Here is a 23,740-nt window from a genome sequence, read left to right as displayed (position 1 = left end):
TTCAAAGGAGAAAACTATGAAATTAACTAATGATATTAATGTTAATGTTGAAAAACTACGAGAGGAATTAAATTTAGGTAAAAGCTTTGATGTAATTGAAAGAATCATAGAAATTCATAATCATAAATATTACTTTTATTTTCTTGATGGCTTTGTAAAAGATACTAACATGGAATATGTTCGTAGAGATATTTATAATTTAAGCGAAAAAGATTTTAATAGTATAAAAACAGCAAAAGATTTAGTAGAAAAAGCATTATCTTCAATTGAAGCTGCTACTGACAATGATATTGGTAACATAATCACTGCTGTTCTTTGTGGGCAAACTGCTATGTTATGTGAAAACTTTAATGAAGCAGTACTATTAGACTATAGAACATATCCTGCTAGAGGAGTTGAAGAACCTGAAAAAGAAAAAGTTCTTAGAGGATCTCATGATGGCTTTGTTGAAACTATTGTTTTCAATACTGCTTTAATTAGAAGAAGAATTCGTGATCCTCATCTTACTTTTGAAATGCACAATATAGGGAGTATTTCAAAAACTGATATTGCAATTGGGTTCTTAGCTGGAACTGTTAAAGAAGATACCCTAAGTAAAATTAGAGATATGATTGATAACTTAAAAGTAAAATCACTAACTTTAGGTGATCAAAGCTTAATTGAATTATTAAATTCATCAAGTTGGCTTAATCCATTACCTAAAGTAAGATTTACTGAAAGGCCTGATGTTGCTGCAGCACAGATAATTGAAGGTAGCGTTGTTATATTAATAGATAATATGCCATCAGCTTTAATTTTTCCTTCAAATATTTTTGATTTTATTCAATCTATTGATGATTATTATATGCCAGTTTTTACTGGTAACTATCAAAAATTAATTAGAGCTATAGTACTTTTAGTAAATTTATTTTTAACACCTGTATATGTATTACTCACTGATAATCCAAATTGGCTTGTTGGTCCACTTAGTTTCTTATTACCAAAGGATCAATATGCAATACCATTATTTTTGCAGTTCATTATTGGTGAATTTGCTATTGATGGCCTTAAATTAGCCTCATTAAACACACCTAATGTCTTTGGAACATCTTTATCGATTATAGGTGGTTTAATATTAGGTGATTATGCTGTTCAATCAGGATGGTTTATTCCTCAAAGCATCTTATATATGGCAATTGTTGCACTTTCAAGTTTTGTTCAGCCTAGTGTAGAGCTTACATTTGCATTAAAATTTATTAGGCTACTACTACTTATCACTACTGGACTTTTTGGCACTTGGGGATTTGTTATTGGTATAATTTTAAGTATTGCAATTGTGGCTTCAACAAAAACACTTACTGGTGAAAGTTATCTTTACCCTCTAATACCATTTAACTGGGATGCATTAAAACACCTAATGTTTAGAACTAAAAAATCACCAAGTAAAAAATAAATTTTACTAATATTTAAAGAATGTAGTAGATCCCCTTCTTTGACAAGGGGATATCTACTACATTCTATTCAAACATTTCTTTATATTTTTCTAATCCTCTTATAGCATCAAGCTCTTCATCTTTCTTCATATACTCTTCAAAGAAATCATTTAATTCTATTGATTTAAAAACATCTTCCAATGCTAATTCTAACTTATTTATACCTACATAAAAGCAAGCTCTATTATAATATAAAAATCCTTCATCTTCATTTTCTAAGATACCTTCATTTATTATTTCAATAGCCTTATCATAATCTTCTTTTTCTCTATACATTACTGCATAATTTAAATAACTATATGGATAATAAGGATTTTCTTCTATTGATTTCTTATAATACTCTTCTGCTAACTGTAAGTTGCCTAATTTTTTATTAAATACTCCCATATTAAATAATATTCTAAAATGATTTTTATCTATTTCAAGTGCTTTTTCCATATATTCTAAAGCTAATTTAGTATCTCCTAATTCATCATAAATACATCCTAAATTAGCATTTGCCCATAAATCCTTTGAATTTAGATTTAATACTTCTTTATAATTTTTTATTGCCTCTTCTTTATTACCTAATTCATCATAAGCATTAGCTAAAAAGAAATATGCCTTTTCATATTTTTCATCATACTTTATAGCCTTTTTATAATACTCAATAGCTTCTTCGTATAATTCATCATCATCATAAATTATACCTAATCCATAATAAGCTATAGCATTAGTTTCATCTAATTCTAATACTCTCCTATACATTTTTTCAGCCAAATCAAAATGTGCTATTTTATCATAAAGAAATGCTAAATCTAATATTAAATCTATATCATCTTTTCCTTCTGGACAATTGTATGCCTTTTTAAAAAACTTTAGAGCTTTTAAATAATTCTTTTCAGTCATAAAATTACGCCCTATGGATATATAGTTATCAAACATGTATGTCTTTTCCAAATCTAGTCCTCCTTATTTATATTAAAAAAGCTGCATAAAGAGGAACTGATTTAATTCCATTTTCAAATCCAAAATTCTTAGAAGACACTCTTATTGAATATATAGGATTGTATTTCTTTATATACTGTTGTAAACTTTTAGCTCTAACATTATCAGCAGCTTTCACTTCTACCGGTAATATATTTCCATCCTTATCTTGAATTAAGAAATCAACTTCTGCATTTCCTTTAGATTCCCAGTAATAAGGTTCATGCCCATTAACATTCAAAGCGAAACAAACATAGTTTTCCGTTAATGCTCCTTTAAAATCATTAAATACCCTTCCTTCTGATAAAACTGCATTAGCAGGTATACCAAATTTTGAACAAAGCAAACCTGTATCAGTCATATAAACTTTAAAGGAATTAAAATCACTATATGCACTTAAAGGTAATTTCCCTTCATTACATTTTGTACACTTAAGTATAACTCCTGATGATTTTAACCACTCTACTGGTGTTTCATATTCATGTGCTCTTGCTCCAGACTTTATAACCTTATATTGAAATTTTCTATTTTCCTTAGCTAATTGTGCTGGAATACTATTAAATGTAGCCATTATTCTAGTAGTTTCATGTGGTGTTGCATATTTTGCCATATCTGCAATATAAGAATCATTAATACCTTTTTGTGTTGCATAAACAAAATCAAAATCTCTTTTTTCTATATATTCCTTCACTACAGCTGGCATTCCTCCAACAACTAAATAAGTTCTATATAAATCCATAGCTTTATTGTGTAATGACATTTCCCTGTCATTTTCAAATGACTCTTTAATTAATTGTATTAATTCTTTTTCATCTATTGCCATTAAAAATTCTTCAAAATCAAGTGGATATAAAGTTTTCAGTTGAACCTTTCCTACTGGAAATGAATATTGCTCTCTATTTACAGCAACTCCAAGTAAACTTCCTGCCGCAATTATATGATATTCATTGGCATTTTCATTAAAATATTTTAACGATGTTAATGCTCTTTCGCAGGCTTGAATTTCATCAAAAAATATTAATGTTTTTTCTTTTAAAATACTTTTACCAGAATTAATTGATAGTTCTCTAATTATTCTTTCAGGCTCTAAATCTCTATCAAATATTTTAGCTAACTCTTTATTATTTTCAAAGTTAAAATATACTACTGAATCATAATACTCCTTTCCAAAAGTCAATGCAGAATAAGTCTTTCCAACTTGTCTAGCCCCTTGTAATATTAAAGGCTTTCTATTAGTGCTATTTTTCCATTCTATTAACCACTTTAGTACTTTTCGTTCCATTTAATGTTACCTCTATACACTTTTTATAATATAATTTTATATTTTATCAACACTTTTATCAACTTATTTTTATTATATCCACTTTTTGAGTTTTAGGTCCTACATTAATTAAAAAGATATATCTATAATTTAAAATAAACTATAAATATATCCCTAAATATTTTATTTCTATATTTAATTTAAAGTTAGAATAACACCTTAAAAAATTGGTTCCTGATTATTCATTGAATATCCGTCACTTCTGACATCTTTCATATCTACTATAGTATCTTTTACTTCAACTTTGCTAAGCTTTTTAACTACACCATAAGGTTCCTTTAATGAAAGTTTATCTCCTCTTCCTGAAATAACCCATAAAACTTTATAGCCTCTAGGTTTAACTTGTAATTTATCTTCACCCTTACCATCAGTAAAATAAACTAACAAATTAATATTTTTACTGTTTGCATATTCAAAAACAGGTGTAAATCTAGTTCCTCCACCAGAAGAACATCTTTCTTTTACATCATTTATAGTTTTTGCTTTATATGCACGTTTAACCTCTTTATCACATTCTATTATAGTTATTTCATGATTATAATTTTTTACTATAGATAGAACTTCCTTAATAGCTTGCTTAAACTCCTCATCACTAATACTTCCACTTATATCAATAGCAACTGCTATTTCTGCCTTGTGATTTCTAAGTTCACCTCGTAAATCTAATCTATTGGGCTGTCTTCTATTTCTTCTTGTTATAGTTTTCTTCTTGTTACTTTCTACAGTACCCATTAATTTCTTAAGATATAAATTCCAAGGAAGCTCTCCTTTACTTTTTCTTAAAGCAGATATCATTCCTTCTACATGAAGTGGAATTGTACCCTTTTCAGCATTACTTATGAACTTTTCAGTAAAATCCTTAAGCATTTTTTCATCTATAGCTTCATTTTCATCCCATAAATCATGAGTTTTTTCTGGATTAAATCCACTATCAGACTCTTCTCCCCAGCTATCATCTTCTTCACCTTCATCACTTTCTTCAAGTACATTTAATACATTTTGAATATTTTCTGCATAATATTCAAATGTGTTATAAGGTTCAAGATTTAGCTCGTACTTTAAATTTACTCCTTTTAAAGTAATTGCATATGGTGGCAAATTATTAAGATACTGATTTACTACTATATCCATAGCTAAATTAATTGCAAGTGTACTAAACTTACCTTTTAATTCTTTAGCTCTTATTAAGTGCATAGATAGTACATGATGAATTTCATGCTTAATAGTACTTTCCATTTGTTTTATATTAAGCTGTAAAAATATTATTGGATTAAAATATATAACATATTTAGCACCTTTAAAATTTATACCAGTAGGAGTGCTTATATCAAAGCGTATTTCTCTTCCCATTTGAAATAAAAAATAGCCATAGAAATTATCCTTTTCTTCCATAAGACTTAAATTTACTTTATCTATAAGTTTAAAAAATTCTTCTTCAAAATCTTTAGGAATATCTAAATCAAACTTTTCACCAGCACGTAAAGCCTTAAACATAGCTGAACTATTTACTATTTTATCAGCCTTAATATAAAGCTCCTTCTTTAACTTTTCAAAATAACTTTCCATATGCTATCCCCTTATTGAACTATAAGCCTCAAAATAACTTTCTACAAAATCTTCATTTTCTAAAGCTCTTTTATAACTTTCAGGATAACTGCTTTTTATATCCTTCATAATTCCTACCATTAAATCTATAGGATATTCCTTTAAAAACTCAATGAATCTATTGATATGATAAACATCTTCATCATTACTGTTTTTTATGTTTTCTTCTAAGCTCTTTAAAATATTCATTGCACTTAAATAAAGTCTAGTATGACTTTCACCTTTAACTTTCTTTATAACTTCTTCACTTAAAGTATCACCTTCAAAAACTTCATCAAAAGATATTAAAGGGCTATGTTCTGATTCAACAAAATTTATAAATTCTTCTGCTATAACCTTTCCAACATTACCTTTTATAACATTTAAAAATACTGATCTAGGTATAGAATCTTTCTTTTCTTTATAAACTTTAAAAGCCTTAGATACTCTTTCATAACTTCTTGGTGTAGCTCTCACATCATCTTCATTTATCTTATGTAAGTATTCTGGGAAAACTCCAATAAACTCTATTACTTTTTGCTCAATTCCAGCTTCCATAGCCCATTTCAACCAAGCTTTATGATCACTTTCCATATTAAGCCATACAAATCTATTTTCTTGAGCTGCATCCATATCAACTACTTGATAGTCAAAATCTGAACCATATTTTCCAGATGGATTCATTGCTGCTAATATATTTACATCATCATGCAATTTATATCCATTGATTTCTCTATTTAATATTAAGTTCATAAGCTCTTGTTGTACTGTATGCTCACAACGATTTATTTCATCTATAAATAAAAGTACTTTCTTACCTTTAGCTATTTCTTCATCAATTTCTCTAAGCTTTGTATGTACAGCATATATTGTTGTCTTCTTTTCAATCTTATTCCCAGTAGAATCCATAGACATATATGATTCTACTGTAGGTAATCCCCCTATTTCACCTTCTTTAAGAAGATTTCCATCAATAACTATTAAACTCCAATTATTTTCCTTTGCTAATTTATTTGCTAAAGCTGTTTTTCCGATTCCACTTTCACCAACTATTAAAGGCACCTCTTCAGTTGCTAATACTAATTCCACACTTCTTAATGTATCTATAAAATTCATTTCATCTTCCCCCTACATCATCTTTAGTTTTTCATCCACAGCAATTCTTTTTGCCTTTTTGCTTCCATATTTATAAATAAACATAATCTTATCAATAGCTATAACATCACTTTCTTTATCAATAATGCTACAGTTTAAGAAATCTCTCACATACTTTTCTTCTACATCATCTTTTGATAATACTTCTATTAATACATCTTTTATTTCATCTTGAGATATTTCATTTAACATACTTTTAGTAACATACCTAATTACTAAAATATTAGCCTTTAAAAAGCTTAATAACTTATCTTTATCTAAATTATTTATAAACTTTACAGCTGCTTCATTATTCTTAATGGCTGCAACTTCAGCTTTATAGCATGGCGTATTAATATATCTTAATGCATCATAACCTATATTTACAGCTTCTTCCTGTACACTTTCATAAGGTTCTTTAATATATTTAATTGAATCATAATCTTTTCTCACAGCTAATAATTGTAATTCTTCATTAGGATTTTTAGCATATCTAATAGCCCATCCCCTTTGCTCTATAGCTAATTTAATTACTTCATTACTAGGATTTTTAATATAATTTAAATTACTCCATCCATTCTTTATAGCCTCTATCATCATTTCTTCTGTAGGATTATCTATAAACTCAATAGCTCTAGGATTACTTTTCATAGCTAACTCTTGCATTTCTATAGTTGGATTTTTTATATATCTTAATAAAAGCCCATCTTTTTCTATAGCTATTTTTTTCATTTCATCTGTAGGACTACTTATATTTTTTATGACAATTGGATTTATCTTTATCATTTCAATTACTTTTGCTTCATCCATAAAAATTCCTCTATCTCTATTATTAATTTTAATTTTTATTTAATAATAATTATTACCTATATTCATTATAATACTTTTTCAAAATTTTTAAAGTAGATAAATATAGTATGAATTATTATTTTTTTTAATTATATCTATAATAACTCCTTATACTTATTCTTTTTTATTATATTTATAAATATTAAAATACCTATCAAAACACTATAGTACTTGATAGGCATTTTATAACTTCATTATTAAATTATTTTATAAAATTATAGTTCTTTTACAATTTTATTTATCTTATCTTTTAATCCCAATAGATTATTTCTAATTTCAGTAAAGTCACCAGTTATTAATTTTTTATTTTTAACAACTACCTTTCCATCAACAATTACTGTATCAATATTACTAGCATTTGCGGAATAAACTATAGCTGCATAATAATCATATATTGGTTGCATATTCACAGATTTAGTTTCTATTAAAACCAAATCAGATTTCTTTCCAACTTCAATTGTTCCTACTTCTTTATCTAATCCTAATACCTTTGCTCCACCTATAGTTGCCATTTCAACCAAATCCATTGATGGTAATATTGTTCTATCATTATTAAATAATTTATGAATCTTTCCTACTTGAACCATTTGTCCAATTATATCTAAAGTATTCCCACTCATAGGCCCATCAGTACCAAGACCTATATTAATTCCTTCTTCTTTCATCTTTATTATAGGCGCAACTCCTTTTGCACCTTTTGCATTAGCTCCTATATTATGAGATACCCCTACACCCTTATCTTTTAATATTTTTATATCATCATCATTTACTAATACCGTATGAGCTGATATAAAGTTAGAATCTAGTATACCTAATTTATTTAAATATTGAACAGGTGTCATATTGTATTTTTCCATACACTCTTTAAACTCATAGTCCATTTCAGCAACATGCATTGTCATTGGAACATTATATTTTTTACTTATTTCATAAGCCTCTTTTAATGATTCATCACTATTAGTATAAGGTGCATGTGGTGCTATTCCAGGAATTATAAGACTATCATTTTTCCACTTTTCAATAAACTTTCTTGAATAATCTAATCCTCCAAAAGGCTCCTTAGCATCAGGTGCTGAAAAATTCACTATTGTTTCACATAATATTCCTCTCATATTAAGTTCTTTAGAAGCCTTAGCAACTTCATCTTCAAAATAATACATATCACAAAAAGTAGTTACACCACCTAATAACATTTCTGCTATAGCATATTTAGCTCCAACATAAGTTAAATTTTCATCAACTAATTTTTGTTCTAAAGGAAATAAATATCTCTTTAATCTATCTTTATAATCATCAGCTAAACTTCTAAAAGGAACCATTGATGCATGAGTATGACAATTTATCATTCCAGGCATTAATATTCCTTCTTCACCATCTATAATCTCAACTTCATAATTATCTTTATTTATAAAATTCTCTTTTCCCTTATTATCACCAACATAAATTATTTTGTTTTCTTCAAACACTACTACTCCATTTTCTATGATATCTCTATTTTCATTCATAGTAATAACTGTAGCATTTTCAACTATAGTAATCTTCTTTTTCATTTTAAATCCTCCAACCTGCAGTAAAAGACTATGCACATACATAGTCTTTTACTTATTTAAATAGTGATACCACTTTACACTTTTTAACATCAATAAGTCCTTTATCTGTAATTTTTATAGCTGGACTTACTGGCAAAGATAAGGTGCTAAATGACATTATTTCATTCATATGATTATAACCTAATTCTTTCATAGCACTTCTAACTTTACCTAATTTTTCTCCTACAACTTCAATTGGTTCATCACTAACTATTCCACCTATAGGTAACTCTAATTTTGCTAATACATTATTATCCTTTACAACAATATATCCTCCATTAAAGTCTATTAAACTGTTAACAGCTAAAACCATATCCTCAACATTTCTTCCCATAACCATAACATTATGATGATCATGAGCCCAAGTTGTAGCTACTGCTCCTTCTTTAATAATCTCTCCTTGCACTAATCCAAAAGCTACATTATTATTTTTTCCGTATCTCTCAAAAACAGCAATTAAATCACAATTACTATTTTCCCATTTTAAAAGATTATCTACTACATCCAAAGAAACTTCCCCTTCTTCAGTAAAGGTAGTATTCTTCATAACATTCATAGTTCTACAAGTAACTTTATTATTATATTTTTGTGGTACCTTAACTAATAAATTCTCCTTAGTAATTTGATTTAACTTTATGCTATTATAAAATTTTTTATCAAAATTACTTTTTTTCATAAAATACTTTTCTTTTAAGCCGTTAAATCTATTAAATACAACTTCTCCATTTTTATACACTTCATAAATATCAAAGTTTTTTATATCATCAAGTAAAATAAAATCTGCTATTTTTCCTGGAGCTATTGTTCCTCTATCAAAAAGCCTCATTCTTTTAGCAGGAGTATAAGTAGCTACATATATTGCATTCTCTATAGACATACCTAAATTTACAGCTTCTTTTACTAATTCATTAAGGTGTCCTTTAGTTAATTTATCAGCCATAACATCATCTGTAGCTAAAGCAAAATGTTCATATAAATTATTTTCTACTAAAAATTTAATATTTTCTGTAGTCATTGATTTATGTTGCATTTCAATAAACATGCCATTTCTGATTTTTTCTTCAAGAGAGGCTACTGACTGTTGTGTATGATCGCCATCAACACCTCTGTAAATATAAAATGATAAGTCAACTCCATCTATTTTAGGACAATGTCCTTCCAATGGAATTTTCTTATCTTTACTAACATTAATAATATTATTTATAGCTGAATTTTCATCTTCTATTAAGTCTTTAAAGTTCATTACTTCCCCAAGACAAAGTATATTTTCATAAGATAATAATTCTTTTACTTCATTAACAGTTATTTCTCCCCCAGTAGTTTCTAAATGATTACTAGTTGAAGGTACAGAACTTGGTATACCATAAAAAATATCAAGCTTTTCTTTAGACTTAATAAATTCCTTTATTCCTTCAATCCCAAAAACATTTGCAATTTCATGAGGGTCAGCTACAACTGTAGTGACCCCCTGCTTTATTGCTGCTTTAGAAAACTCACTTGGAATTGTCATTGAGCTTTCTATATGCATATGTATGTCTATTAACCCTGGAATCATGTACTTATTATTTCCGTCTATAATATTTTTAGAGGTTAATCTATCCTCATAATTATTTCCTATATGAATAAATTTCCCATCATTTATTACAACGTCACCTTGTATAAACTTCTTAAAATAACTGTTATATACTTGTAAGTTTTTAATAATTAATTGTACTTCCATTTTTATACCTATAATACTAGTTCATTATTCTATTCCAAGTATTAACCCATTCATCCATTAATGTATTAACAAATTTAAAATCAATTGTTTTAGCATTATCAACTACTGAACCATATGTTAAATTTGTAGTTTCTTCTTCTGATAATTGAACTTCAGTATTAACTGGTGATTCACTTAAAGCCTTAGCTGTTCTTTCTTGAACTTCTTCACTTAATGCATAGTTAATAAATTCATAAGCTAAATCTTTGTTTTGTGAATTTTTGTTTATATTAATTGTATTGAAGTTTAAGTAAGTTCCTGATTCTGGCACTACATAAGTTACTTCTGGTTTTGCTTTTGCAATATTTCCATAAGCGAAATCTGCTGCTACTGCTGCTACTATTTCACCACTTGCAAACATATTAGCTAAATCTGAAGACTTACTATAAGTTTTAACAATATTAGTTTTTAAGGCTTCTAATTCCTTAAATGCAGCTTCTCCATTGTCTGTTTGTACATCAACACCAGCTTTTTCCGCAGCTATTTCAACTATTGCAGGTCCATTAGTAGTTGTTATATCTGGAATAGCTATTTTATTAGCTAATTCAGATTTCCATAAATCTTCCCATGAATTAATCTCTATTCCTGCAGATGGATCTACAACTATTCCAATACTATTTAATGTATAAGCTGGACCAAATCCTCTTTCCACAGTAGTTTGTGCTTTACTATTAAGCTTTTCAGCATTAGGAATCTTTGAATAATCTAACTCTTCAAATATTCCAGCCTCTATTCCTTGTTCTGCAAAAGATTCTGCTAAATAAGTTATATCTATTTGAGAGTTTGGATTGTTTTTCATTTTAGTTAATCTCTCAGAATTATTTCCTACTTCTAAAACAATTTCTACTCCATATTCTTCTTCAAAAGGTTTAAATACTGTCTCTTTTAAAACATCTTCATTTAATCCCCAAGTTGAAATTACAAGTTTTTTATTTGATGATTCCCCTTCTGCACTTCCACATCCTACTAATGCTGTTGCAGATAGAACTCCTGCTAATAATACTGATAAAATTCTCTTTTTCATAAGTAAACTCCTTAATATAAATATTTTTATAATATTACAATTTTGTTTGATGGTAATTGAAGTTTTATTTTGTCACCTTTTTCGTATACAACAGTATTTTCACTATTTACAATAATGTTACCCATAGCTGTTTTCACATCATATTGATAAGCTTTCCCTAAGAAAGTTCTTATCTCTATAGTACCTTCTACTGTATTTTCTAAATCATCTTCAACTATTTTTATATCATCTGGTCTTATAGTTCCTTTAGCCTTAGAATTTTCCTTTGATCTTGTAACCTTTAATTTAATTCCACTTTCATTTTCATAAGTATCTTCAGATATCTTATTTAATTCAAAGAAATTTTCGAATCCTACAAATCTTGCAACAAACTCTGTTGCTGGATTTGAATATATATTTTCTGGAGTATCAAATTGCTCTATTACTCCTTTATTAAGTACTGCTACTCTATCAGAAATTGAAAAACATTCTTCTTGGTCATGAGTAACAAATAATGTTGTTATTCCTAGTTTTTGTTGAAGCTTTCTTATTTCAACTCTCATTTTTAATCTTAATTTAGCATCAAGATTACTTAATGGCTCATCTAAAAGTAAAAGACTTGGCTCAATAACTAAAGCTCTTGCTATAGCTACTCTTTGTCTTTGTCCACCAGATAACTCCTTAGGATATCTCTTAGATAAATGACTCATATCAACTGTTTCTAATATTTCTGCTACTTTTGTTTTTATCTCTTCTTTAGGCATCTTTTTCATCTTTAATCCAAATGCCACATTTTCTTCTACAGTTAAATGTGGAAATAAGGCATAGCTTTGAAACACTAACCCAAAATTTCTATTATGTACAGGTATTTTTGTATAATCTTTATCTCCTAATAAAAATTTACCTGCTGTTGGTTCTATAAATCCTGCCACAACTCTTAAAGTAGTAGTTTTTCCACAACCACTTGGTCCAAGTAAAGAAACTAATTCTCCTTTTTTAACCTTTAAATTTAAATTTTCTAGTATGTTATTTTTCTTATCATATGAAACATTTATATTTTGTAAATTTATTAAATCCATCTTTATTGTCCTCCAACTAATTATTTAGTTCTAACTTTATCCTGCAAAATTGTTAAGACCTAATGTTTTTTCTAATATGTACATAATTCCAATAGTTAATATCATTAATATTACTGACAATGCTGATACTGTTGGATCATAATTATATTCAACATAATTCATCATTGTTATAGGTAATGTACTTACCCCTGGCCCAGTTAAGAACATAGATACTGGAACATTATTAAATGAATTTATAAATGCTAACATAAAAGCTGCCATTACCCCTGATGTTATGTTTGGTAATACTACTTTAAAGAATGTTAAAGACTTTTTACAACCTAAGCTCATAGCTGCTTCTTCTATAGAATAATCAAATCCTTCTAAGCTTGATCCTACAACTCTTATAATATAAGGAATAACTACTAATGTATGTCCAATAAATAAACTCATATATACTGAAAGATTTAATTTTACCAATAAGAATTGGAACAGTGAAAAACCTACTACTATCCCAGGTACTATTAATGGTGAGAAGAAGAAGCTTTTAACAAGAGCTTTTCCTTTAAAGTTAAATCTACTTAATCCATAAGCTGCTGGCATACCTATTATTAATGCTGCTAATGTAGCTATTCCAGATATTACAAAGCTTGTTCCCATACTCTTTATAAATGATTGTGATTCAAAAACTGTAATAAACCACTTTAAAGAAAATCCCTTTGGTGGAAATGCTATATAATTTTCTGTTCCTATACTTGTCATTGCAATAATAATTAATGGTGCAAATAAGAATATATATGTTAATATAACAAACACTGTTAAAACTTTATTTTTTTTCATCTTATGAAACACCTCTCTTATCTAATCTTGATGCTAGGAAATTGATTCCTTTTATCACTATTAAAGTTACTACAATCATTATAGTTGCTACTACTGCAGCACCTTGCCAATCTCCTAATGTCATAGTTTTTTGATATATTAATGTTGCTAAAACTGTATTTTTATTTCCTCCTAATAATTGTGGAGTTGTGTATGCAGTTAAAGAACCTGTAAATACTAGAACAGTTCCAACTATTAATCCTGGTAAACTTAAAGGAAACACAACTTTAAAGAATGACTTTAATTTATTTGCTCCTAGGCTTTCTGCTGCTTCTAATAAATCATTATCTATATTTTCCATAACACCTACTAATGAAATAATCATTAAAGGTAAGAATATATATACAGTACCAACTATAATTGCTCCTTCTGTATATAAAAGAGATAATGGTTCATTTATTATATTTAACTTCATAAGTAAAGTATTTATTATTCCACTTTTCCCTAATATACTCATCCAAGCAAATGAACGCACCACTGAGTTTGTTAATATAGGGAACACTGTTAATGCAATAAATAATCCCCTTAACTTTTTAGATACCCTTGATATATAATAAGATACTGGTACCCCTATAATCATACAAATTACTGATGATATTAATGATATTTTGATCGTTCTCAAAAATATAGACATCATATATGAGTCTGCAAAAAACTCCTTATACACACTAAACATTCCATCTTTCGTATTTGTAAAAGTAGGAATTATTATATCTACTAATGGAACTATCATAAAATAAGCTACCAATACTATACACGGTATAAATAGTAAATAACGACCTTTTCTTTTCATTCTTTTCCTCCATCTTAAATAATATATATTCGACTTTTTTTTATTTTATTATTCATATTTACCTATTATTCTATCTACGGACACGAATGTTGTCAATATTTTTATTTATATTTTTCGCAATATTAAACTTTTCTTTTAAAAATACAAAAAAGAAAAACTCTCTATGTATTGTAACTTAATCAATACGTAGAGAGTTATTATCTAAACCACGCTTCTATAGCCTTCATATAACTAACCTTTCTAACTGTAAATTTTAAAATATTGTATAAATTTAAATAAATACTATGCACTATATTTTTTATGTTGAGTATATTATAGTATAAAACAAATTTAACAGAATATGAATTAAGTTTTCATATTTATAGGAGGAAATTTCATGGGAAGATGTTGTAATAATATAAACAGAAATTGTTGTAGAAATAATTGTCGTAGAAATAATTGTGGTAATTTTAATAACTGCGGCTTTGGCAATTGTGGATTTAATAATTGTGGCTTTGGTAACAATTGGTTAATATGGCCATTATTATTCTTATTCTTCTAGGTACGCTAAGCTAATATTAAACACAATTCTTATATAAATGCTCTATCTTTGGTACTATTATTTTTATTTATATAATTTACAGAAAAAAAGTTAGGATTATATCTCCAATCCTAACTTTTATTTTTTATATTTCTCTTGTCTCTATTTTTAATAACTCTTTTTCTTCTTCATTTAAATAAGGTGAAAGTTTATCATATACTTTCTTATGATAATTATTTAACCATTCTTTCTCATCATCATTTAACAATTCTACTTTAACTCCATTTAAATCTATAGGACAGTATGATATTGTATCAAATTTATAAAACTCTCCACAATCATTAACCTCATCCTTAACTACTACCATAACATTTTCAGTTCTTATTCCAAATTTACCTTCTTTATAAACACCTGGTTCATTAGTTAACATCATTCCTGGCTCCAATGGAACTGTATTTCCATTTGGTCTTATACCTTGAGGTCCTTCATGAACATTTAAGAAAAATCCAATTCCATGTCCTGTTCCACATTTATAATCTAAACCATATTGCCACAATGGACCTCTAGCTAAAACATCTAAATTACAACCTGTAGATCCCTTTAAAAATTTAGCTTTTGCCAAATTAATATGACCTTTTAATACTAAAGTAAAGTCTCTCTTCTCCTCTTCTGTAATATCCCCTAATACAAAAGTTCTTGTTATATCAGTAGTTCCATCTAAATATTGTCCACCAGAATCTACTAAAAATAATCCCTGTGGCTTTAATTCATAATCACTTTCATCAGTAGCACTATAATGCATCATAGCTGCATGTTCTTTATATCCAGCTATTGTTCCAAAACTATCTCCCTTTGCTAATTCTCCTTTACTTCTTATTTCTGATAACTTTTTACTAGCTGATATTTCAGTAATTTTTTCTTTACCAATATTATCTTTTAAATATTTTATAAATTTAACCATGGCAACGCCATCTTTAATATGAGCATTTTCAAAATTAGCTATTTCAATTTCATTTTTTATAGCCTTTAAATTAGTAGTTATATTTAATTTTTCTGTTGTTGTGCAAGATAATAAAGAATAAAGTTTAGCATTAACTTTAGCAGGATCTATTAATGTATTTCCATTAAGATGTTTTACATGTTCTTCAATTTTATTATATTCATATATAACAACTTCTTGTGCTTTTAATGCTAATTGTACTTCATCATCAACTTTAGTTTTGTTAATATAAAGCTTTGCTTCATTTTCTGTTATTATTGCATAACTTAATGCTACTGGATTGAACAAAATATCATTTCCTCTAATATTAAAAAGCCAAGCTATATCATCTAAAGAAGTTAATAAGTAGTTTTGAACTTCATTTTCCTTCATATATTTTCTAACTTCATTTAGTTTTTCTTTTACCCTTTTTCCACAATATTTTTCATCATGAACAAAGATCTTATCTTCTGGTAAGCTTGGTCTATCATTCCATATTTCTTCTAATAAATCCTTGTCCATATTTATATTAAAATTGTTTTTCTTAGCTATCTTTAATAACTCTTTATATTGATTAGTACTATAACAACTTCCATCAAAACCTAAAGTTTCATTTTCTTTAATGTTCTTTTCTATCCATTGATTAATAGTATCATATCCTGGTGTTGCCATCTTCATCAAATCAATTCCAGTACCTTGTAACTGCTCTGCTGCTTGTATAAAATATCTTCCATCAGTCCATAATTTAGCTTCTTTCTCTCCAACTAATAATGTACCAGCAGAACCAGTAAATCCTGAAACTTCTGCTCTTCCTCTATAATATTCTGCTACATATTCACTTTGATGAGGATCTGCACTTGGAATTATATAATAATTTATATTATATTTTTTCATAACATCTCTTAATTTCTTAAGTTTACTCATTTTCATTTCCCCCTCTTTATTACACTTTGTATAATATTTACTTTAATAGCAATTTCAAAATATTTCAATCGTTTTAAAAAATAAATTTCTACTATGTTAATTATTATTTTCTTTCTCTAATCTATTACAATAAAATTTTATCTTATTTATAACTTTGTTATCTCCCTTTAATACATAGGTACATATAAAAATACTTATTGGAATTATAAGTAAACATCCTATATTAGAAATAGCCAAACTGAATAAATTTTGAAAAAATTCTTTAGAATTAATAACACTTTCAAGGGTATAATTATTTTTCATAAATAAAATACTAATCATCATAGTTTCACCTATTGTAGCAAAGAAAAGTGTATTAACTGTAGTTCCTAATATGTCTCTTCCTACACTAAATCCCATCTTTATTAACTCTTTAATAGTAATCTCACTATTAACTTCATTAAATTCAAATAACGATGAGGTTATTGCCATTGCTGTATCCATTATTGCTCCTAATAAACTTACTATAATCATACATATCATTAATTGATTCATATTAATATTTACATTAGGAGATAAGTAAATACTAATATCTGAGCTTAAATCTAACTCACTATATCCACCAAAACTAGATTTACTTCCAACAAAAGCAATCATTAAACTTAATAAAACTGTAACAAGAACAACTGAAATAACTGCTGAATATGTTTTTAAATTGTGTCCATTTTGATATATCAATGTTATCTGACAAAAAACTATAACACCTAAAATAGTTACTATTATTGGATTAATTCCTAAAATTATAAGATAAAGTCCTATTACTAATGCAAAAATATTGCATATAAGTGCAATAAATGACTTCGCCCCTCTATCTCCCCCTATTAGAATCATTAATACTAATAACACTATCGCCAATATCAGTATCATCTTTCTTCATCCCTTTCCTAAAAAATAATACTGCAACTAAAGCAGATATAGGTACAGCAGCAACTATTCCTATAGAGCCAATTAGAAATCTAATTATTTCAAATGAAATATCAAACTGAACCATCCTTACCAAATTATATCCATTTATTATTTTCAATATAACAATAGCTAAACTTCCTCCCATATAAGAAAACATTAATACATTTATCATAGTTCCCATAATATCATGTCCAATTTCCCTTATAGATTTAACTAATTGCTTTACAGTAATAGACTTTGTTGAATTAACAATTTCATTAACAGCAGAATTAATTGTTATACTTACATCCATAACAGCCCCTAAACATCCTATTATTACACCTGATAAAAATATATTTTCTATATCATTAGGTCCTGCTATATAGTCCATTAATTCATAATGTAAATCCCCACCAAATTCTATAGTTAACTTATATAACACATATATTAACGAAGTTGTTATTAATGTTGATATTATTGCACCTATATTTTTTCTTGAAAAACCTCCAAGTATCAATAATGTTACAATACTAAAGAATATTATCATTAGTAAATTTATTAACATAAAATCTTTTCCTAAAATATATAACCTTATAAAATATATAAATGCAGATATATTAACAACTAATGTAGCTAATGTATATACTCCAAATTTTCCTGCTATAGCAACAATAGTAAATATAAATATTTCTATAAATAAAACTATAAATTTATCTCTTTTTAACCCACTAATGATACCTGTAACTTCCCCATCATTATTCTTTATACTTACAAATAAATCATCACCTTTTTTATATCTTTCATTTTTAAGAACAGATGATGAATATGTATTTTTTAAGGTAACTGTTTCTTGTGTAAACTGGCCATTTTTCACTTTAGCAGTAATAACCTGATTATAATAATTTTCTTTCCTTCCATGTGGTCCTTCCTCAGTTTTATCAAGAGATTCACTAACACTTGTAACCTTTGCTATGGTTGATTTGTATATACTATAATTATTATTAGTCCATATAAATACAGCTACAAAAATAATAAATAATATTAACAGACTAAAAACTCTTATTTTATTGCTTCTAATATATTTTGTTGCTTTTTCCATATTAACTCCCTTCTTAATATTAACAGTATCTTATCAACTTAAAGTTTATATCTATTATAAGTATAACTCAAATAGAAAAAAGTTGAGAATAATACATCCCCAACCCTTTTCTATAAATTTATTTTATTAACCTAATATTTGTTTTACCATTGGATTAATTTTAGCTCTATCAAACTTGCCATTTACCATTGGCATTATTTCTTTCATTATTTTACCCATATCTTTAACTGTATAGTTTCCATTAGTTATAATTTCTTTTAACATAGCATTAACTTCTTCTTCAGTTAATTGCTTTGGTAAATATGGTGTTAAAACTTCTAATGCAAAGTTTCCTTCTGCAATTTTCTCTTCATTATTAGCTTGAATTGCATATTCTAAAGCTTCCTTAGTTTGCTTTATGCTTTTTTCTATGATTTTAATAACATTTTCATCTGGAATATCTTCTCTGTTATTAACTTCATATGCTTTAATTTCAGAATTAACTAATCTTAAAACACTAACCCTTGCCTTATCTCTTGCTTTCATTGCAGATATTTCATCTTTTTTTAATACTTCTTTTAACATATTTCTCTAATTAGTTTAAATAAACTAATATAACCTCTCTTTCATAATAAAATTTTTATTAAGTAAATTATACCACTGTTGTATTGAAAATCAAATTTATCTAATAATAATCCTCATAAAACAGCGACATTACTGCAATCCCATCTGCTCCAGCTTCAATTACGTTCATATAGTTATCATAGTTTATTCCACCTAAAGCAATTATTTCACAATTAACATGTTCTCTAAGCTTACTAATGAACTGGATACCCTTAGGCTCCAACCCCTCTTTACATTTAGTCTTAAAAATATGAGATGCAAGAAGATATTTAGCTCCTTTATTATAGGCCAGTATTCAACCTTTTTTATTACCTCAAAATATTTTTCTTCATTCACTAAAGTTCTATTAGTTATAAAATAAATAGGAATACTAATCATTGATTACCAATTCTTCTCCATTTAATATTTTCTTCATGGTTCTCATTGAACACATTTTTCCACACATTGAACAACTTTCTTCATCATGTGGTTTAGACTCTGCTCTATATCTTCTTGCCTTTTCTGGATCTATAGCTAAATCAAACATCTTTTCCCAATTAATATCTGCTCTAGCTTGACTCATTTCATTATCCCAATCTCTTGCTCCCTTAGCACCTTTTGCAATATCAGCAGCATGAGCAGCTATTTTAGATGCTATTATCCCTTCCTTCATATCTTCTAAATTAGGTAATCTTAAATGCTCTGCTGGAGTTACATAACATAAAAAGTCTGCTCCATAAGTTGCAGCGATAGCTCCTCCAATAGCTGATGTAATATGGTCATATCCTGGTGCAATATCAGTAAGTGCATCATATATAGGAACTGTACCAAGCATTGCAGTAGACATTTCTACTATAGTTTTTCTCATTTCTACTGTTTTTCCATAGTTTGATAAATCCATTATGGCTTCAGCTTTCATTTCTAAAGCTGTTCTTACCTTATCTAATTCTTTTTCACAATCACAACAATCCTTTGATATACCTAAATTAACATTAATTTTAGTTCTTAACCCTTGACCAACCCCCTCAGGACTTAAAGATTTATGATTTTTATTTGCAGGTATAGCTACCTTCCCTTCTGCTACTAATGCTCTAATTTCTTCTACAGGTTTCCCTTCTTTAATAGCTACTATTTTCATAGCCCCTGTTATAATCCCTTTTTTTGCTGCATCCATTTGTGTTGTATAATTCATTTTTACTCCTCCTAAATTCTCTCCCAATCTTTTAATATAGGTTGATACCCTACTTCTTTTATCATTTCTATAATTTCTCCAACAGAACTTTCATCACTAATATCAAATTGTGCAGTTCCTGCATTTTTTAGTGTATGTCCCCCCACCTCTGTAGAAACTCCTGCACTCATTTTTGTAACACCAAAAGGTATTATATTCCTTCTTATCTCTTCATTTTCTCTCGTAGAAATATTCATTCCACATTGTGGTGCAAATAGTCTATAAGCTAAAAGAATTTGAACCATTTGTTTATCTGTAACACCTTTTATTTCATTTAAGCCACCTTTACATGGTCTTATTCTTGGAGGTGAATAAGTTATATCACATTGTGGATATTTTCTTCTTAAATAATCTCCATGTAATGCTGTAAAAAATGCATCTTTTCTAAAATCTGATAACCCTAAAAGAGCACCTATACTTATACTTTTCATTCCTGCCATTGCTCCTCTTTCAGGTCCATCTAGCCTATATTTATAATTTTTCTTCGGTCCTGCTAAATGCACTTCATCATATACTTGTTCATCATAAGTTTCTTGATATATGGTAAGTCCCTCTGCCCCTGCTTTTACTACTTCTTTATATTGATCCACAGTCATTGGCCATACTTCCATAGTGATGGATGGAAAATATTCTTTTATAATATTAATTGCATCAACTATATAATCTAATGGAGAGTGCTCCTGACTTTCTCCAGTTAATAATATTAGATGTCTACATCCTTCTTTAGCTATAGCTTCTGCTTCATTTTTTATTTCTTCCATATTTAATTTTCTTCTGTTAATAGAATTTTCAACATTGTATCCACAATACTTACACTTATTTATGCAATAATTCGAAATATACATTGGAGTATATAATAGAACGGTCCTACCAAAATATTGTAAGCTTAAACTTACTGCCTTTTGAGCCATTTCTTCTAAATGTTCAGATGCCTTAGGTGATAATAAATTTAATAAATCCTCTTCTCTTAAATTTCTTTCATTAATACTTCTTCTAATATCATCACCAGTTACCTGCTCAAAATATCCTTCGAAATCAAAATCTCTATACTTCTCTATAACACCATAAAAACTCAAAATTAATTCATCTCCTTAACCTAAAAATCTTGTTAAAGGTGATGAAGCATTAGCTTCCCTAGTTACAGCCCCAAACTTAGATAAATAAGCAAGTCTACCAGCTTCAACAGCCATTGAAAATGCCTTTGCCATATTAGCAGGATTTTTAGATGATGCTATCGCAGTATTAACAAGACAAGCTGCAGCTCCCATTTCCATAGCCTCCATAGCTTGAGATGGCTTACCTATTCCTGCATCAACTATTATTGGAGTATCTAATTCATCAATCATAATTTGAATAAGTTCTTTTGTTCTAAGACCTCTATTACTTCCAATTGGAGCTCCAAGAGGCATAATAGCAGCAGCTCCAGCTTCTATAAGCCTTCTACCTGCATAAAGATCTGGACACATATAAGGAAGTACAACAAAACCTTCTTTTGCAAGTATCTTTGTTGCTTTTATTGTTTCTTCATTATCTGGAAGTAAATATCTTGAATCACTTATAACTTCAATCTTTATCCAATCTCCACATCCTAATGCTCTAGCAATTCTAGCAATTCTTACTGCCTCCTCTGCATTTCTAGCTCCAGATGTATTTGGAAGCAATATAACATCTTTAGGTATATTAGAAAGAATATCTTCTTCCTTATGATCTAAATCAACTCTTCTTACTGCTAATGTAATAACTTGCGAACCACTATTTTCTAATACATCTTTAATTAAAGCATTAGAAGGATATTTACCTGTACCAACAAACAATCTATTATTAAGCTCAACTCCACCTATAACTAACTTATCAATCATTTTTTACTTACCCTCTTCCCCTAAAATAATTCTTAGTGCACAATTTGCCATATGGTTTGCACAAATAGCTACTCTTGGTGCCATAAGTCCATTCCCCTCTTTAGCTTCATTGACACCATCTCCACATATATAAAATCTACTATTTATTTTTCTAGTAATTATGTCATTAGAAGGATAATAGCTTGCCATCCCTGACGAATCTATCAATACTTTATCTTTCATTTCAGAAAGTACAATGCTACTTAACTCCGCCTTACATTCTGGATTATCAAATGCCTCAATTATTATATCTACATCATTAAAAATTTCCTTTATATTATTTTTATTTAATTTTTCTATAATACCTGTAATATTTATAAATGGATTTACCTCTTTTAAATTTCTTTTTAGAGCTATTACTTTATATTCTCCAATATCTTTAATATAATATTGCTGTCTATTTAAATTTGAAGGTTCTACTATATCAAAATCTACAATTTTAATATTATTTACACCTATTCTTGCTAATGATAATGCAACATTAGATCCAAGGCCACCAGCTCCTGCTATTCCTATAGATACTTTTTTAACTTTCTCATAAACCATCGGAGTATGCCTAGCTACTATTAGCGACTCTAATTCTTCCTTATTAGGTATCTCTCCTTTTCTAATAAATGAAATACAATCACCATCTTTAAGTAGTTTGTCCTCTTTTATTGGAAAACCATTTAAAATTATTATCTCAGCTCCACTTTTAACTTCATCTCTAAGCTGAAAACAAGAAACTCCTTCAAAAATCTCAATATATTTTTCATTAATCTTAATCCTCATATTCTACCCCTTATATAATTAATTTCTTAACCTCCTCCGACAAATGAAATAACTTCTATAGTATCATTTTCATTTAAATTTACTTTATTAAATTCTTCTTTAATAATTATTTTTCCATTTAATTCAATTACTACTCTATTTTCATTTAAGCTAAAATTTTGTAATAGTTCACTTATTGTATGAATATTTTCATTACTAATTTCATTTCCATTAACCCTCACCATTTTCACCTCCTCACCCCTAAGCCAATTCCAAAATATGTATTGACCTCTGAGGTACGCTATATTTGTCGAATCGAGTAGGAGGTAGATAATTATTTTATCTACCGACCTCTCACACCACCGTGCGTACCGGTCTGGTACACGGCGGTTCTTTAAGTTTAATGAATTTTAATATATTGACGCG

Annotated in this window: 23 protein-coding genes; 2 read left to right on the top strand and 21 right to left on the bottom strand. The window is 28.0% G+C overall.

All coding sequences use genetic code 11. The features are described 5' to 3' along the window. Window positions 1-16 precede the first annotated feature (16 nt). Complete coding sequence (locus tag Q0Y03_RS10865; RefSeq protein ID WP_297713845.1) at window positions 17-1,432, top strand: spore germination protein; 1,416 nt, start codon at window positions 17-19, stop codon at window positions 1,430-1,432. Between the two features lie 64 nt (window positions 1,433-1,496). On the opposite strand, the gene Q0Y03_RS10860 is transcribed toward Q0Y03_RS10865, so the two are convergent. The 11 genes from Q0Y03_RS10860 to Q0Y03_RS10810 form a co-directional block, all read right to left on the bottom strand. Further along, a complete protein-coding gene (locus Q0Y03_RS10860) occupies window positions 1,497-2,411 on the bottom strand; it encodes a tetratricopeptide repeat protein (RefSeq protein ID WP_297713844.1) in 915 nt (304 codons plus the stop codon). Between the two features lie 16 nt (window positions 2,412-2,427). Further along, window positions 2,428-3,720, bottom strand: a complete 1,293-nt coding sequence (locus tag Q0Y03_RS10855) for an ATP-binding protein (RefSeq protein ID WP_297713843.1) — start codon at window positions 3,718-3,720, stop codon at window positions 2,428-2,430. A gap of 198 nt (window positions 3,721-3,918) precedes the next feature. Beyond that, window positions 3,919-5,325: a VWA-like domain-containing protein gene (locus tag Q0Y03_RS10850; RefSeq protein WP_297713842.1), complete on the bottom strand. Its 1,407-nt coding sequence runs from the start codon at window positions 5,323-5,325 to the stop codon at window positions 3,919-3,921. 3 nt (window positions 5,326-5,328) lie between these two features. Beyond that, window positions 5,329-6,459 carry an ATP-binding protein gene (locus tag Q0Y03_RS10845; RefSeq protein ID WP_297713841.1) on the bottom strand — a complete coding sequence of 377 codons (1,131 nt, stop codon included), beginning with the start codon at window positions 6,457-6,459 and terminating at the stop codon, window positions 5,329-5,331. Between the two features lie 12 nt (window positions 6,460-6,471). Further along, window positions 6,472-7,287: a hypothetical protein gene (locus Q0Y03_RS10840; protein ID WP_297713839.1), complete on the bottom strand. Its 816-nt coding sequence runs from the start codon at window positions 7,285-7,287 to the stop codon at window positions 6,472-6,474. A gap of 254 nt (window positions 7,288-7,541) precedes the next feature. Continuing rightward, window positions 7,542-8,876, bottom strand: a complete 1,335-nt coding sequence (locus tag Q0Y03_RS10835) for an amidohydrolase (protein ID WP_297713838.1) — start codon at window positions 8,874-8,876, stop codon at window positions 7,542-7,544. A 52-nt stretch (window positions 8,877-8,928) separates the two neighbouring features. After that, window positions 8,929-10,635: an adenine deaminase C-terminal domain-containing protein gene (locus Q0Y03_RS10830; RefSeq protein WP_297713837.1), complete on the bottom strand. Its 1,707-nt coding sequence runs from the start codon at window positions 10,633-10,635 to the stop codon at window positions 8,929-8,931. 16 nt (window positions 10,636-10,651) lie between these two features. Further along, entirely contained in the window at window positions 10,652-11,698 is a 1,047-nt protein-coding gene (locus Q0Y03_RS10825) for an ABC transporter substrate-binding protein (protein ID WP_297713836.1), read from the bottom strand. Between the two features lie 26 nt (window positions 11,699-11,724). Then, the gene (locus Q0Y03_RS10820; RefSeq protein WP_297713835.1) at window positions 11,725-12,756 is read right to left on the bottom strand and encodes an ABC transporter ATP-binding protein; all 1,032 of its coding nucleotides are present in this window, start codon (window positions 12,754-12,756) and stop codon (window positions 11,725-11,727) included. 36 nt (window positions 12,757-12,792) lie between these two features. Beyond that, a complete protein-coding gene (locus Q0Y03_RS10815; protein ID WP_291676598.1) occupies window positions 12,793-13,575 on the bottom strand; it encodes an ABC transporter permease in 783 nt (260 codons plus the stop codon). A gap of 1 nt (window position 13,576) precedes the next feature. Beyond that, window positions 13,577-14,407, bottom strand: a complete 831-nt coding sequence (locus tag Q0Y03_RS10810; RefSeq protein ID WP_297713834.1) for an ABC transporter permease — start codon at window positions 14,405-14,407, stop codon at window positions 13,577-13,579. A 376-nt stretch (window positions 14,408-14,783) separates the two neighbouring features. Between Q0Y03_RS10810 and Q0Y03_RS10805 the strand changes: the two genes are divergently transcribed. Then, window positions 14,784-14,948, top strand: coding sequence for a hypothetical protein (locus Q0Y03_RS10805; RefSeq protein WP_297713833.1), 165 nt, complete (start codon window positions 14,784-14,786; stop codon window positions 14,946-14,948). A gap of 124 nt (window positions 14,949-15,072) precedes the next feature. Here Q0Y03_RS10805 and Q0Y03_RS10800 read toward each other — a convergent pair whose 3' ends face one another. The 10 genes from Q0Y03_RS10800 to thiS all read right to left on the bottom strand — a co-directional run bounded on the left by Q0Y03_RS10800 (window position 15,073) and on the right by thiS (window position 23,559). Beyond that, complete coding sequence (locus Q0Y03_RS10800; protein WP_297713832.1) at window positions 15,073-16,836, bottom strand: aminopeptidase P family protein; 1,764 nt, start codon at window positions 16,834-16,836, stop codon at window positions 15,073-15,075. Between the two features lie 90 nt (window positions 16,837-16,926). After that, window positions 16,927-17,736 carry a YibE/F family protein gene (locus tag Q0Y03_RS10795; RefSeq protein ID WP_297713831.1) on the bottom strand — a complete coding sequence of 270 codons (810 nt, stop codon included), beginning with the start codon at window positions 17,734-17,736 and terminating at the stop codon, window positions 16,927-16,929. Further along, window positions 17,678-18,853, bottom strand: a complete 1,176-nt coding sequence (locus Q0Y03_RS10790) for a YibE/F family protein (protein ID WP_297713830.1) — start codon at window positions 18,851-18,853, stop codon at window positions 17,678-17,680. Before Q0Y03_RS10790 ends, Q0Y03_RS10795 begins: the two co-directional genes overlap by 59 nt. A 126-nt stretch (window positions 18,854-18,979) precedes the next feature. Next, on the bottom strand, window positions 18,980-19,417 hold the full coding sequence (locus tag Q0Y03_RS10785) for a GatB/YqeY domain-containing protein (RefSeq protein ID WP_297713829.1): 438 nt from the start codon (window positions 19,415-19,417) through the stop codon (window positions 18,980-18,982). A 100-nt stretch (window positions 19,418-19,517) separates the two neighbouring features. After that, window positions 19,518-19,748 carry a thiamine phosphate synthase gene (locus Q0Y03_RS10780; protein WP_297713860.1) on the bottom strand — a complete coding sequence of 77 codons (231 nt, stop codon included), beginning with the start codon at window positions 19,746-19,748 and terminating at the stop codon, window positions 19,518-19,520. Window positions 19,749-19,826: 78 nt separating this feature from the next. After that, window positions 19,827-20,627, bottom strand: a complete 801-nt coding sequence (locus Q0Y03_RS10775) for a phosphomethylpyrimidine synthase ThiC (RefSeq protein ID WP_297713828.1) — start codon at window positions 20,625-20,627, stop codon at window positions 19,827-19,829. Window positions 20,628-20,638: 11 nt separating this feature from the next. Then, window positions 20,639-21,742 carry a 2-iminoacetate synthase ThiH gene (gene thiH, locus Q0Y03_RS10770; RefSeq protein ID WP_297713827.1) on the bottom strand — a complete coding sequence of 368 codons (1,104 nt, stop codon included), beginning with the start codon at window positions 21,740-21,742 and terminating at the stop codon, window positions 20,639-20,641. A 15-nt stretch (window positions 21,743-21,757) separates the two neighbouring features. Next, on the bottom strand, window positions 21,758-22,522 hold the full coding sequence (locus Q0Y03_RS10765; RefSeq protein ID WP_297713859.1) for a thiazole synthase: 765 nt from the start codon (window positions 22,520-22,522) through the stop codon (window positions 21,758-21,760). Between the two features lie 6 nt (window positions 22,523-22,528). Then, a complete protein-coding gene (thiF, locus tag Q0Y03_RS10760) occupies window positions 22,529-23,335 on the bottom strand; it encodes a sulfur carrier protein ThiS adenylyltransferase ThiF (protein WP_297713826.1) in 807 nt (268 codons plus the stop codon). Between the two features lie 26 nt (window positions 23,336-23,361). Further along, window positions 23,362-23,559 carry a sulfur carrier protein ThiS gene (gene thiS / locus Q0Y03_RS10755; RefSeq protein ID WP_297713825.1) on the bottom strand — a complete coding sequence of 66 codons (198 nt, stop codon included), beginning with the start codon at window positions 23,557-23,559 and terminating at the stop codon, window positions 23,362-23,364. Between the last annotated feature and the right edge of the window lie 181 nt (window positions 23,560-23,740).

Origin of the sequence: Clostridium sp. (assembly GCF_026168755.1) — a bacterium.
Classification (GTDB): Bacteria; Bacillota; Clostridia; order Clostridiales; family Clostridiaceae; genus Clostridium.
This window is presented reverse-complemented; position numbering and strand designations above follow the sequence as displayed.

What these genes read in the sequence shown, in the direction of transcription:
- thiF (WP_297713826.1), bottom strand. Translation starts at nt 23,335, where the DNA reads ATGAGGATTAAGATTAATGAAAAATATATTGAGATTTTTGAAGGAGTT.
- Q0Y03_RS10810 (WP_297713834.1), bottom strand. Translation starts at nt 14,407, where the DNA reads ATGAAAAGAAAAGGTCGTTATTTACTATTTATACCGTGTATAGTATTG.
- Q0Y03_RS10855 (WP_297713843.1), bottom strand. Translation starts at nt 3,720, where the DNA reads ATGGAACGAAAAGTACTAAAGTGGTTAATAGAATGGAAAAATAGCACT.
- Q0Y03_RS10845 (WP_297713841.1), bottom strand. Translation starts at nt 6,459, where the DNA reads ATGAATTTTATAGATACATTAAGAAGTGTGGAATTAGTATTAGCAACT.
- Q0Y03_RS10815 (WP_291676598.1), bottom strand. Translation starts at nt 13,575, where the DNA reads ATGAAAAAAAATAAAGTTTTAACAGTGTTTGTTATATTAACATATATA.
- Q0Y03_RS10805 (WP_297713833.1), top strand. Translation starts at nt 14,784, where the DNA reads ATGGGAAGATGTTGTAATAATATAAACAGAAATTGTTGTAGAAATAAT.
- Q0Y03_RS10825 (WP_297713836.1), bottom strand. Translation starts at nt 11,698, where the DNA reads ATGAAAAAGAGAATTTTATCAGTATTATTAGCAGGAGTTCTATCTGCA.
- Q0Y03_RS10785 (WP_297713829.1), bottom strand. Translation starts at nt 19,417, where the DNA reads ATGTTAAAAGAAGTATTAAAAAAAGATGAAATATCTGCAATGAAAGCA.
- Q0Y03_RS10830 (WP_297713837.1), bottom strand. Translation starts at nt 10,635, where the DNA reads ATGGAAGTACAATTAATTATTAAAAACTTACAAGTATATAACAGTTAT.
- Q0Y03_RS10775 (WP_297713828.1), bottom strand. Translation starts at nt 20,627, where the DNA reads ATGAATTATACAACACAAATGGATGCAGCAAAAAAAGGGATTATAACA.
- thiS (WP_297713825.1), bottom strand. Translation starts at nt 23,559, where the DNA reads ATGGTGAGGGTTAATGGAAATGAAATTAGTAATGAAAATATTCATACA.
- Q0Y03_RS10840 (WP_297713839.1), bottom strand. Translation starts at nt 7,287, where the DNA reads ATGGATGAAGCAAAAGTAATTGAAATGATAAAGATAAATCCAATTGTC.
- Q0Y03_RS10820 (WP_297713835.1), bottom strand. Translation starts at nt 12,756, where the DNA reads ATGGATTTAATAAATTTACAAAATATAAATGTTTCATATGATAAGAAA.
- Q0Y03_RS10865 (WP_297713845.1), top strand. Translation starts at nt 17, where the DNA reads ATGAAATTAACTAATGATATTAATGTTAATGTTGAAAAACTACGAGAG.
- Q0Y03_RS10835 (WP_297713838.1), bottom strand. Translation starts at nt 8,876, where the DNA reads ATGAAAAAGAAGATTACTATAGTTGAAAATGCTACAGTTATTACTATG.
- Q0Y03_RS10800 (WP_297713832.1), bottom strand. Translation starts at nt 16,836, where the DNA reads ATGAAAATGAGTAAACTTAAGAAATTAAGAGATGTTATGAAAAAATAT.
- Q0Y03_RS10795 (WP_297713831.1), bottom strand. Translation starts at nt 17,736, where the DNA reads ATGATACTGATATTGGCGATAGTGTTATTAGTATTAATGATTCTAATA.
- Q0Y03_RS10850 (WP_297713842.1), bottom strand. Translation starts at nt 5,325, where the DNA reads ATGGAAAGTTATTTTGAAAAGTTAAAGAAGGAGCTTTATATTAAGGCT.
- Q0Y03_RS10790 (WP_297713830.1), bottom strand. Translation starts at nt 18,853, where the DNA reads ATGGAAAAAGCAACAAAATATATTAGAAGCAATAAAATAAGAGTTTTT.